Here is an 11,427-nt window from a genome sequence, read left to right as displayed (position 1 = left end):
AAAAAATCCTTTGCGTTTCTTGTGGGTTTTGCGTTTAAAAATAAGTATTATTTAAAAACCGTCGTAGTTTACCTTATCTTTTTCCGAATTTTCACTTTCAGTTTTTGAAGGCTCAAATCGTTCAAAATCTTTTTTCATTTCATCTACAATTTTAAGAAGATTATCTTGTTTTAAAAGCTCAATAAAATCCTCGCATTGAGCAGGAGAAAAAGCTAATCTTAAAGCAGGACAGTTGGCATCATCGTTTTCACCTATAGCCTTTGACGTTGCATTACCTAATATAAAATAAGGTTTATTTCCCGATAATAATTGATACTCAGCCCTTAGTATCGGTTCTGCATCATGAGCTCCTCCTCCAAAAAGGCCCCAAGACATAAATATTTTAGTCTTACCGAAAAAAGCTTGTTTTTTTGCATTAGCAGCACTTAAATTTTTATCGTTATAAGAAGAAAGATAAGTTTCCATTGCCTTAATTAATACTTCTCTATCTCCTTGATCCAAAAGTATTTCAACCTTATCAATCATAAATTTATGCTCAATGGATACGATATTTGTGCGCGGGAAAAAAGTAAATTTAAATTCGGTAGGTTTAATCTCCTCTTTTGTCCGTTTAACGGATCCGCCTATAAGGGTTCCCAGCTCTACAGGGGAAAAATCTCCTAAAAAATTCGGATCAGTTTTGGGAACCGTTTTACATGAACCCAAAAAAGCTAAAAGCATAATTGCACTTAAAATAAATAAAACTTTTCTATTCATTCTATAATCTCCTTAACTATATTTATATAGAATACTCAGATTAAACAATATAAATTCTATCTTAGTTACAATACCTATTGTTTTACTTCAAACATTTGAACCTGCTTGTTTAATACTGTAAGGACAATAACCGTTCCCTGGGGAAGGCCATAAGGAATGTCGCATTTTCCTCCTTGATGGTTAAAGCTTACAAGCTCTGTTCTTTTTCCGTCGGGATATACGGCATCCACTACAACTTTTACCGGATAAGGATATTTAGGTAAAGAAGGAGAATACACTCCGTAAATCATTTTTTCTGTGGATTCCGGGAATTGAATGCCCAATTCCATTTGAGAATAAGCATCTACAGACGAATCAGCCGGCTCACTTTGACTTACAACAGCCGGATTATCCAAAGAAGAATTAACCTCGTGTTTTATTTTAAAAGAAAGTTTATTCCGGGATATTACAGAATATATATCATTAAGTTTAAATCCTTCCATGTTTGGAACGGAAACTTTTTCATTTTCAGGGCCCTTGCTTACAATGAATTCAATAAAAATGCCTTCGGATATCTTTGTATCCGGAGCAGGATTTTGCTCCAAAATTGTACCTGCAGGAATTGAACTTGATTTATACATAACAGGTTCTTTTATAGAAATCAACTGTTTACGGCCTGCCGTAAACAAGGCAGCAAAGTGCTGCTGTACATCAGACAAAGTTTTTCCCACATAGTTTTCTACCCTGTCTAAAACAGGCCCTGAACTTACAATTAAATTTATCCTTTTTCCGGCTTTAACGATAGTTCCTGCAGGAGGACTTTGCTCTAAAACCTTTCCGGCATCTTCGGGGTTATCCGAAAACCTTAACTGAAGACGGGGATAGAGTTCTTTGACTTGAAGCTTAAGAACGGCATCTTCAAATTTTTCGCCTTCAATGTTAGGAACTAAAACCTGATCGGCCGTTTTCACCGATACAAAAAACACGATTGTAGAAATAAGAACAAAAAAAATGAGCATCACTAAAGAAGTAATAACTATTACTTTTCCGTTACTTTCTATACTGTCTGCAATATCACCAAGACCCATTGATTACACCATCCATATTTTAAAAATTTATGTTTCAAAACTGCCTTCCAAAAAATCGGGAGAGCCGTTTAAAAAATCTTTCCATTCAAGCTTTTTTTTAGCTTGTTTTTGCAATACCGAAACAGCAAGGATTCCCCTTCCTGTTTGAACTAAAATACCATGTTTTTTATCGATACCCGGTATTGTACCAAATTTTTTATCTTTTGTCATTTCATTTGACTCATTATCATATAAATGAGCTTCAATTATATTTATTTTTTCGCTATTTTTAAAAGTAAAACAGCCCGGCCATGGGGTAAAGGCCCTTATTTTTCTTTCTATTTCCTCAGCCGGCTTTGACCAATCTATAAGACCGTCATCTTTTTTAAGCATGGAACAGTAACTAGCCTTTGAATCATCTTGAGGTGCCGCCTCTTTTAATTTATTTTCAAAATCCGAAAGGACTTCCTTCAAAAGAGGACAGCACCTATCGGAACAATCGGCTAAAAGGCTTTCCGTAGTTTCAGAATTATTTAAAGGAACTTCAATCTGTGCAAGAATATTACCGCAGTCAGTCTGAGGCGAAATCGTTTGAATTGTAATTCCCGTAAGTCTATCCCCTGCCAATATGGCGGCAGGAACGGGAGCACAGCCCCTCCATCGGGGTAAAAGAGAGGGATGAATATTTATTCCGCCCAGAGGAAAAAGAGCCATTGTCTTAGGTCCGAATATTTTACCATATGCAAAACACACTAAAAGATCCGGTTTTAGAGCTGCGAGTTCTCTTCTAAAATTATCATCAAGTTTTTGAGGCATCAAAACAGGAAAATCTTCAGGCAGAACACCCTCTTTTATAAGCTCTTTTACTGCAAGAGCAGCATCGGAATCCTGCATCTTTTTATTCCGCCCTGCCGGGGCCGGAGGATTAGTCAAGACCCCGCAAAGGTCAAATTCGCGAGCTATCAGATTTAAGGCCGGCACGGCACAGGATGGAGTTCCTGCAAAAAGGATTCTCATCTCAGGCGGATCCTCTTTTTTGAAAAAAGAGCTTTTTTGTGCTCAAATCTTTCGATAGCTTCGGCTTTTTTTTCTTCGCTTAGACGGTCAATAAAAAGAACCCCGTTTAAGTGGTCGTTTTCATGCTGAATTACTCTTGCAAGAAGGCCTGAGGCCTCTATGGTTTTTATTTTGCCGTCAATGTTTAAAAATTGAACCTTTACCGAAGACGGGCGCATAACATCATCATAGACCTTTGGTATACTCAAACAGCCCTCTTCCATCACACACATTTCCTGAGAAGTTTCGATAATTTCGGGATTTATAAAAACATATTTTTGATCATCTATAAATACTATAAAAAGCCTTATGTTTTCTCCTACCTGCGGAGCGGCCAAGCCTATACCGTTTTCTTTTTTGACGGTAACAAACATTTCATCGATTAAGCTTCTAATATTTTCATCTATTTTTTCAACCTGCTTAGAAACCTTCCTCAAAGTCTCCTCGCCTAAATGCAATACTTTCATAGAATATAATTATACAAAATAAGCTCTAAGCCGTCAACTACAGGGGAAAATATGAAAATCATATTTGTAATTGCAAATAGTCAATATTCATCGCTTTTGCTATTTTTTCCAGTGTTGCTTTTCGATTCTTTTTGGAGGTTTCCATTTGACTATATGCAGCCTGGCTTATTCCCATTTTTTCGGCAATTTCAGTTTGTGTAAAGTTTAAGTATTCACGCCATGCCTGAATAGAACTCATATCTTCCAAATGTATTTTTTTTATTACTTCATGCGGGATTGTTTCTTTTTCGTTAAATTCTCTTACCTTATGATTACATAATGCTTGAAAAGCCTTAAAAGGGATAACCGCATACTCCGGTTTTCCGTCTTTTCCCGCTATAAATTGAACGTCAATAGGTGTTGTCATCTCTTTTTTTTACCTCCTCGATTGATAATATATGTATTTTCTCAATATGATTAAAAAGAATCCTATATCTACCGACACGCAACCGATAATCATATTTGTGATTACTTAATGCTTTTACATTTAAAACATAAGGAAAACCGGATAAAGTATCAACAGCTTCAAGAATCTGTTTCTTATCGGCTTTTTGTATTTTATCAAGTTGTTTTGAAGCTTTACGGCTCCATCTAATCGGTATCATTGTTTTATTATAAGATAATTATAAGTTTCTGTCAATCATTTTTGTATTCGATTATGTTCTATTTTTCAATCCATACATCAACTTTTTTCCTTTGTACATGGCTTCGGAGATAAAAATCGGGAGGAGTTTAAAAAATTTAAAAAAGCCTTTTTTTCCCCCCCTTGCCTTCCATGCATAATCCAGCTTTGTCCAAACAGAAAACAAAAGAGGAATAAAAAACAAAAAAAGAGAAAACAAAGCAGCAGCCTTAAAGGGTAGAATTTTTTCCGGTGTTTCTTTTAATTGGAGGGAGCTTGTGGTATTAAAAAAAAGAGAGCTTATCTGCATAAGACCGACGAGTTTTAAAACAAGCAAGAGCAAGTCTTTTATATTGCTTTCCGTTTTTATAAAAAAAGAAAAAATATGAAGGCTTAAAAGAAGCAGACAATAAGGAAGGATGGGTTTTAAATCCCTTAATTGATCCAAAAACGAAAAACCTATAAAACGGGCAAGTAAAATAAAAAAGACCGAATAAAAATGCACATAATTAGGAAAGAAAAAAATGAGGGCTGTAAACCCGAAAAGAAAAAGCAATTTTAAAAGGGGCGGCATCCTATGTAAAAAACTTGTTCCCCTCCTATAAGAAAATAGGGGTCTTATATCCAAACCAAATCCTCCCTCTTTGTGTATGAAAAAAGAGGAGGTCTTATGCTCCACTCTTTTAAGTTTTGATTTAAGCCCCCATCAGGTGTTCCGTCAAAAACTTTTCTCCCCCGATGAAGAACCAAAAACCTGTCTGCAAGGGCATAGCATTTTTCAAGCTCATGGCTTAAAAGAAGAATCGTATAATTTTCAGCCCTTAATTCTTTAATAAGAGCATTGACCTGCACTACCCCCTCATAATCCAAATTCGCATAGGGCTCATCAAAGATTATAACGGGAAACTTCATCGCCAAAATTCCTGCAACGCAAAGCCGCCTTTTTTCTCCTCCCGACAAGGAGCGGGAAGAATAATACCTCTTATCTGTTAGGCCTGTTTTTTTTAAAGCCTCCTCCAGCCTTTTATTTCTTTCCTCTGCCGGAAGTGTTATATTTTTTAACCCGAATAGAATATCCTCTTCAGGGGTTTCGCCAAGAATCTGCAAATCGGAATCTTGAAAAACTATGCCGCATCTTTCTTTTACCTCGACAAGACCCGATGAAGGTCTTACAAATCCTGCAATAATCGACATGAGGAGGGTCTTTCCCGAACCGTTTGCACCCGAAATAAGAAGGAGTTCCCCCTTAAAAACGCTTAAAGAAACATCGTCCAAGGCCTTAAAATTAAACACCCCGTCAAAGGAATTTTGAATAAAGGTCTTTGTTATATTCTTTAAGCTTATAATTTCTTCACTCATAATTTTATCTAAGTTTAAGATTAGGTGTTTGAAAAATACCTTGCAGAAACTGGTCTTAGCTTGTAAATCAAAAAGGAAACCAAGATCATCTTGATAAAATCCCCCGGTAAATAAGGAAGACAGGCAAGACTCAAAGCCTCAAAAAGCCCCCTCCGGGTAAGCTGCATAAATCTTGCTATCCCAAAAACATAGATAAGGGCAAAGCCCGAAAAAGAAGCTGCAAGTATTTTTAAGTAGTTTATAAACTTAAAATCGATAAAAGTGCCGGTATTTTTACCGGTATTCTTACCTGAAAAACCTAAGTCCTTGGCACCCGGCTTTCGAAAAAAAAGAATTAAAAAAGCGGCTGCTGCAAGGTAGCCTATTAAAAAACCTCCCGTCGGCCCTAAAAGATGGGCTAAACCGCCTCTTCCTCCCGAAAAGACGGGAAGGCCGAGCAAGCCTGCCGCCAAAAAAATTGCAGTTGAAGCCGTTCCGTAAAGGCCTCCCAAAAGCCCCGATGCCAAAACAGGCATCATGTTTTGAAGCACTATGGGAACCGGAGTTCCGGGAAGAGGAAAGGCAATAAAACCGCTTACGGCAATAAGGGCCGCAAAAAGCGGAACAAAGACAGTCACGATCGAGGGCTGAAAATTTGCACTCATATTTTCTCCAAACTAAATTGATAACCATAAAACTGTAACAGGGTAACAATTTAAGTGCCTTATGTCAAGGCCTCGCATTGCTTCAAGTTAAATCCAACCGATTCGCCTCAAAATATTTTGTCAATCTAAAACTCAAGCTGTTTTATCTGCGGAATCATTTCAAGATTTGGTTTGCGGTTGCTTATTTCGATTACCGTTAAATCATCGAGAGCGGCGATGTCTTTGCGAATTTCGCCTGCGAGACCGGAATCAACAGCAGTAAAGCAATCGTCTAAAACTACAAGTTTACTCTTACATAAAAGAGCCCTTGCAATTCCAATACGTTGGGTTTGTCCGCCGGAAACGCCTCCTGTTAAGTTACCGATTTTTGTCTCCAAGCCTTTGGGCATAGTTTCCAGATCTTTGTCTAAGCGGGTAATTTTTAAAACTTTTTGGATTTCTGCTTCGGTAATGTTTACTTCAATTTCAGAGCTGACACCGAGTAAAATATTTTCACGCAGACTTGCGTTAAAAATTTGCGGGGTCGGCGGAACATAAACGGCAAGGGGCGAAACAAAAATCGACTCGGGATTTTCTATTATTTTTCCATTTAAGATTATCTCACCGCCGGCTTTTTTAGTAATTCCCAGCATGGACTTTATCACAGAACTTTTTCCCGAAGCAACAGCACCAAAGATAAAATAATACTCCCCGCCGTGAAATTCGAACGATTTTTCTATTTTAAAATTGCTTTCGGGATACTCTATACAAAGATTTTTGACAACAATAGACTCGATATTATATTCTTGCGGATTTTTCATATCAAGCTGCTCGTCCTCGTTTTCAGCTTTTGTATAAATATCTTGAACACGCTCCAGAGAAATTTTTGTTTGTTTTACGCTGACAAAAAAATCCGAAACAGAAGATGCAAAGTTTGAAAGTGAAACAGATAAGCTGATAAAAAACGCAAGATCGCCCACAGAAAAACTAATAGTTTCGATGTTTAAAGCAATAAAAATCAACATTGCCGAAGTAATCAGCTGATGCCCCAATCTAAAAAGTGATTTAATTAAAGAGCTGCCGATATTTTCCTGAAGAGCGGCTTTCGCAGCTTTTTGATTTATATTAAAATAAGCATCTATAAAGTTTTGATTTTTATAATCGGTTTTTATTTCTTGGGTGGATTGTAATGCGGCCGTTAAAAAACCTGAAGTTGCCGCGGCAGCTTTGAGGCTGTTTTCACGCCGGCGTTCTACCTTTGGAAGCAGCAAGGTAATAATCCCAATATTCAAAGCAATTAAAAAGAGAGCAATAAATGTAAAAGTTACATTAACGGAAAACATTAACACAACCGTTACGATAGCAATAACCAGAGATGTAGAAAAATGCGGAAAAGTTCCTGTGAGTAAAGAAGAAAGTTGATCTATATCTTCACGGAATTTATAAGCGGTTTCTCCGATTGCTTCCGAAGTATCAAACTCTTTCGGCTGTAATATAATTGCCCGAAGCATTTTACTTACAAAAAGTTTTTTTATTTTTGTTCTAAAAAGCCAGCCTATATTCATAGTTATATATGCAAAAGCTGTAAACAAAAATCCGGTCGCCATCAAAATAATAATAAACCAAACACCCAATGGCAAATCAATTTTATTTTCAAAAAAAGAAAACATTTGCTTTTCGATAAATGCAGGAAACAATCCGGCAGTAAACTGAAGCAAAAAAGCCGAGACCATTGCCGCCAAGAAAAAAAACGGATGCCTCTTTATAACTTTTAAGTTAACCGATAATAAGGATTCCGGTTTAATTTGTTTCATTTGCTCCTCCTTCGGAGAGTTCGGCTTTTTCTCCTTGAGATAATTTTCCATTCTCCAATAAAAATTTTACATTTGTTTTTTCTAAAGTTTCAGTTCTGTGGGCAATTATAATTGCCGTTTTGTTTTCTATAAGCTCATTAAATGCAAGCTGAATTTTTTCCTGTTCAGTGTTATCAAGTTTTGCAGTGGACTCATCCAAAATAATAATTTTACTTTGTTTTAAGAATAATCTCGCACAAGCTAAAAGCTGAGTTTCTCCACCGGAAAAATTTGCCGCTCCGTCTTCACAAATATAATCTAAGCCTCCCGGCAGAGCCATAATCTTTTCATACATTCCGCTTTTCTTTAAAGCTTCTTTTATTTGCTCATCGGAAATGCTTTCGTCAAACATGCGGATATTATCCCGAATACTTGCATAAAAAAGAACAATACTCTGACTAACATATCCGATATTTTCAGCAAGCGATTTTTGACTGAACTCATTTACCGGAACACCGTTTAATAAAATTTCTCCGGACTGAGGTTCGTAAAGCTTTAACAAAAGCTTTACAAGAGTTGATTTTCCGCTTCCCGTTCTTCCCTGTAAAGCACAATGATCTCCTGCATTTATTTTAAAACTTAAATTATCTAAAATCAAATCCCGCTCATCATAAGCAAAGGAAACATTTTTAAACTCGACACTGTATGTTTTATCATCGAGAGTTTTATTCCCGAAAGAAATATGGGGCTTTTCAATGTATAATTTAAAGACTCTATTTATCCTTGCACCAAGCCCTTGAAATGTAGTTGCATTTTGAGCGAGCATTTCAAGCGGCCATTCTAAAAGCACAAAATAATTATATAACATAAAAGTTTGACCGAGGCTTAGCTTCGCATCTTTTAGTAAATAAAACAAGAGCACAACCAAACAGGATTTTTCAATAAATGTTATAGCTTGGCTTAACATCATCGTAAGAGTAAAAAGTCTATAAAACTTTTTTTCATTTTTGAAAGATGTATCGTGTAAGCCGTCTGAGTTTGCAAGGATTTTATCTTTTGCGTTTAAGCTGTGAAGCTCTTCTCGTCCTGTAATACTTTCCGTAACAAGGGCATTAACTTCTGCCATGTTTTTCCGCACAGTTTCAAGAGAACTAGTATCTTTTTTAGATTGACGCAACATCATAATAATACTGATAACGGAACAAATAACAAAAATACATCCTAATAGAACGGAATTTAAAAAAACAATTATTAAAATTCCCAAAAGAATAATAATATTCGAAATTACATCAAGCACAAAAGTAGAAATATTATTTGAAAGAATTAATATATCGCCTTCAACACATTCTACTAATTCGCCGATAGGATTATTATGATAAAACCCCATATCCAATTGCAAAAGATTTTTTAGCATATCGGAACGCAGCGCTTTAGTTAAACTCCAAGAAAGCTTTTGCATAAAAAAATTGCGGAAAGTATTTAATACCTCTACAAAAAAAACAAATGCCAAGTAAAAAAGAGCAATTACTAAAATGCTTTTTGTCCCAAGTCCGCCTGAAACTCCGTCTATAAACTTTTGAAAAAGCTGAGGTATGTACAAAGTAAGCCCAATATGAGAAAAAAAGAATAAGCATAAACTCGCAAAAAGTATTTTATTATTAAATAAAAATTTTTTAAAATACAAAATAAACGATTTATGTGGTGTCATAATTATACAATTCCTCCGTAAGCAGTCTACCGCATTAAAAATATATTGTCAAGTTTAAGCATTGCTGCGGTTAGATTTTTAATTGGTAAATACGGATACTACAATTAATTAGGAATTAATGGAGAGCTTTTCGTTGATGATTTCATAAAAAATGGTATTTTTGGGGCAATACCTCTTACAATTTATAACTTCCATGATATTCCTCCTCTACCCATTATAAAAGTTAAAAAAATATGCTATAATTAATTCATAATTCTTAATTAAGAATTAATTTACAGGGGGTAGAAAATGTCAGATATCCGCAAGCTGCCTATAGGCCTTCAAAGTTTTGCAGATTTAAAGTTAAAAAATTTTATTTACATAGATAAGACCGAATATGTGAGTAAATTGGTTTCGGCCAATAAGGTGTTTTTTTTAAGCAGGCCGCGCAGGTTTGGAAAAAGTCTTTTTCTTTCTACCTTAAAGGCTTACTTTTTAGGTAAAAAAGAGCTTTTTAAAGGGCTCTATATCGAAGCTGCCGAACAAAAACGGGCAAAGGTTGAAAACCGCGACGCTTGGGTCAATTATCCCGTTCTCCACTTGGATTTTACAGCAAAAAACTATGCCGATGTTAAGGCCTTGAATGATATCCTTAATGCCCATTTACGCGAATGGGAAGAAGAGTTTAAAATAGAAAAAACGGAAGATGCTCCTGACGGACGCTTTAGAAATCTTATAAAGCAGATTTACGAAACAACAGGCAAGCAGACGGTCATCCTTGTCGATGAATACGATAAGCCCCTCCTTGAAACCATGATTATAAATGAGCCCTTAAACGAAGAATATAGGCGTATCTTAAAAGGTTTTTACGGGGTAATTAAGTCTTGCGATGAGTATATCCGTTTTGCTTTTTTAACCGGAGTTACCAAATTCAGCAAGGTCAGTATATTCAGCGATTTAAACAATTTGAGGGACATCTCTCTCGAAAAAAATTATTCGGGAATCTGCGGTATTACTGCAAAAGAATTGAAGGAAGTGTTTAAGCCCGAAATTGAAGCCTTGGCAGAAGAGCGTAAACTAAACTATGAAGAAACCCTTGCTTTGTTAAAAAAGCGTTATGACGGCTACCTTTTTCATCCTCAAGGAGAAAGTGTTTATAATCCGTTTAGTTTGCTCAATGCCTTTACAAAAAAAGAAATCGGCTCTTATTGGTTTGCAACAGGAACCCCTACCTTTTTGGTCAGAACCTTGCAAAATCAAAAAGAAATTTGCATCCGCGATATTTTAGAAAATGCGGAAATGGATGAAAACTCATTGCAGGACTACAGGCCCGATATAAATAATCCTGTTCCTATCCTCTTCCAATCAGGTTACTTAACCATAAAAGATTATGATGAAAGGCTTGGCTTATATAAACTAGGCTTTCCGAACGACGAGGTAAAGTACGGTTTTTTGGATAACCTTATTCCCTCTTACACTTCAATTGCAAAGGATGCAAGCGGTTTATTTATCGGTAATTTTATCAGGGATATCGAAAAAGGAAACACCGAATCCTTTATGAAAAGAATGTACACTTCCTGTGCAGGCCTTCCTTACAGCCTTGCTTCAAAGGAAAATGTAAAGATGAGGGAAAGGGATTACCAAATAGCCTTTTATATTATTTTTACACTTATGGGGCAGTTTGTTGAAACCGAGGTGGTAAGCTCAAAAGGAAGAGCCGATTGCGTGGTTCACACCGATGATACTATCTACATCTTTGAGTTTAAGCTGATGGGATCCGGCACACCTAAAGAAGCCATCCGGCAGATAAAAGAAAAGGGCTATGCAGAGCCCTACAAGATGAGCGGAAAAAAGATAGTTCTCATCGGTGCTGTTTTTGCCGATGGCATCAACGAGGAAACAGCCGATACTTGGGAATCTTGCGATTTATCGTAAACCTCAATGCAGGAATTTGACTAATTTGCCCTAAAATCCCCGTA

General features: G+C 36.3%; 12 protein-coding genes. 1 reads left to right on the top strand and 11 read right to left on the bottom strand.

Annotated elements, in window-relative coordinates:
* Positions 1 to 51 precede the first annotated feature (51 nt).
* From E4O07_RS05290 to E4O07_RS05240, 11 genes are all read right to left on the bottom strand, one after another.
* Complete coding sequence (locus E4O07_RS05290; RefSeq protein WP_253687757.1) at positions 52 to 756, bottom strand: hypothetical protein; 705 nt, start codon at positions 754 to 756, stop codon at positions 52 to 54.
* 74 nt (positions 757 to 830) lie between these two features.
* Positions 831 to 1,823, bottom strand: coding sequence for a PASTA domain-containing protein (locus E4O07_RS05285; protein ID WP_253687756.1), 993 nt, complete (start codon positions 1,821 to 1,823; stop codon positions 831 to 833).
* A 27-nt stretch (positions 1,824 to 1,850) separates the two neighbouring features.
* A complete protein-coding gene (fmt, locus tag E4O07_RS05280; protein WP_253687755.1) occupies positions 1,851 to 2,819 on the bottom strand; it encodes a methionyl-tRNA formyltransferase in 969 nt (322 codons plus the stop codon).
* Entirely contained in the window at positions 2,816 to 3,325 is a 510-nt protein-coding gene (def, locus tag E4O07_RS05275; protein ID WP_253687754.1) for a peptide deformylase, read from the bottom strand. Before def ends, fmt begins: the two co-directional genes overlap by 4 nt.
* A 58-nt stretch (positions 3,326 to 3,383) precedes the next feature.
* Positions 3,384 to 3,731, bottom strand: coding sequence for a helix-turn-helix domain-containing protein (locus E4O07_RS05270; RefSeq protein ID WP_253687753.1), 348 nt, complete (start codon positions 3,729 to 3,731; stop codon positions 3,384 to 3,386).
* On the bottom strand, positions 3,715 to 3,969 hold the full coding sequence (locus E4O07_RS05265; RefSeq protein WP_253687752.1) for a type II toxin-antitoxin system RelE family toxin: 255 nt from the start codon (positions 3,967 to 3,969) through the stop codon (positions 3,715 to 3,717). Before E4O07_RS05265 ends, E4O07_RS05270 begins: the two co-directional genes overlap by 17 nt.
* A 51-nt stretch (positions 3,970 to 4,020) precedes the next feature.
* Entirely contained in the window at positions 4,021 to 4,614 is a 594-nt protein-coding gene (locus E4O07_RS05260) for a CbiQ family ECF transporter T component (RefSeq protein WP_253687751.1), read from the bottom strand.
* A complete protein-coding gene (locus tag E4O07_RS05255; RefSeq protein ID WP_253687750.1) occupies positions 4,605 to 5,345 on the bottom strand; it encodes an ABC transporter ATP-binding protein in 741 nt (246 codons plus the stop codon). Before E4O07_RS05255 ends, E4O07_RS05260 begins: the two co-directional genes overlap by 10 nt.
* A gap of 20 nt (positions 5,346 to 5,365) precedes the next feature.
* Positions 5,366 to 5,989 carry a biotin transporter BioY gene (locus E4O07_RS05250; protein ID WP_253687749.1) on the bottom strand — a complete coding sequence of 208 codons (624 nt, stop codon included), beginning with the start codon at positions 5,987 to 5,989 and terminating at the stop codon, positions 5,366 to 5,368.
* A 125-nt stretch (positions 5,990 to 6,114) separates the two neighbouring features.
* Positions 6,115 to 7,782, bottom strand: coding sequence for an ATP-binding cassette domain-containing protein (locus E4O07_RS05245; protein WP_253687748.1), 1,668 nt, complete (start codon positions 7,780 to 7,782; stop codon positions 6,115 to 6,117).
* The gene (locus E4O07_RS05240; RefSeq protein ID WP_371921964.1) at positions 7,769 to 9,475 is read right to left on the bottom strand and encodes an ABC transporter ATP-binding protein; all 1,707 of its coding nucleotides are present in this window, start codon (positions 9,473 to 9,475) and stop codon (positions 7,769 to 7,771) included. Before E4O07_RS05240 ends, E4O07_RS05245 begins: the two co-directional genes overlap by 14 nt.
* 282 nt (positions 9,476 to 9,757) lie before the next feature.
* Between E4O07_RS05240 and E4O07_RS05235 the strand changes: the two genes are divergently transcribed.
* A complete protein-coding gene (locus E4O07_RS05235) occupies positions 9,758 to 11,383 on the top strand; it encodes an ATP-binding protein (RefSeq protein ID WP_253687746.1) in 1,626 nt (541 codons plus the stop codon).
* The last annotated feature ends 44 nt before the right edge of the window (positions 11,384 to 11,427 follow it).

The organism is Treponema sp. OMZ 798, from assembly GCF_024181385.1.
In the GTDB taxonomy this organism is placed as follows: Bacteria; Spirochaetota; Spirochaetia; order Treponematales; family Treponemataceae; genus Treponema_B.
The sequence above is the reverse complement of the archived record's forward strand: the minus strand, read 5'-3'. Positions and strand labels throughout refer to the sequence as shown.

Bases quoted from the DNA above. Each gene is read 5' to 3' on its own strand.
- E4O07_RS05250 (WP_253687749.1), bottom strand. From the start codon at position 5,989: ATGAGTGCAAATTTTCAGCCCTCGATCGTGACTGTCTTTGTTCCGCTT.
- E4O07_RS05235 (WP_253687746.1), top strand. From the start codon at position 9,758: ATGTCAGATATCCGCAAGCTGCCTATAGGCCTTCAAAGTTTTGCAGAT.
- E4O07_RS05265 (WP_253687752.1), bottom strand. From the start codon at position 3,969: ATGATACCGATTAGATGGAGCCGTAAAGCTTCAAAACAACTTGATAAA.
- fmt (WP_253687755.1), bottom strand. From the start codon at position 2,819: ATGAGAATCCTTTTTGCAGGAACTCCATCCTGTGCCGTGCCGGCCTTA.
- E4O07_RS05255 (WP_253687750.1), bottom strand. From the start codon at position 5,345: ATGAGTGAAGAAATTATAAGCTTAAAGAATATAACAAAGACCTTTATT.
- E4O07_RS05285 (WP_253687756.1), bottom strand. From the start codon at position 1,823: ATGGGTCTTGGTGATATTGCAGACAGTATAGAAAGTAACGGAAAAGTA.
- E4O07_RS05290 (WP_253687757.1), bottom strand. From the start codon at position 756: ATGAATAGAAAAGTTTTATTTATTTTAAGTGCAATTATGCTTTTAGCT.
- E4O07_RS05270 (WP_253687753.1), bottom strand. From the start codon at position 3,731: ATGACAACACCTATTGACGTTCAATTTATAGCGGGAAAAGACGGAAAA.
- def (WP_253687754.1), bottom strand. From the start codon at position 3,325: ATGAAAGTATTGCATTTAGGCGAGGAGACTTTGAGGAAGGTTTCTAAG.
- E4O07_RS05245 (WP_253687748.1), bottom strand. From the start codon at position 7,782: ATGAAACAAATTAAACCGGAATCCTTATTATCGGTTAACTTAAAAGTT.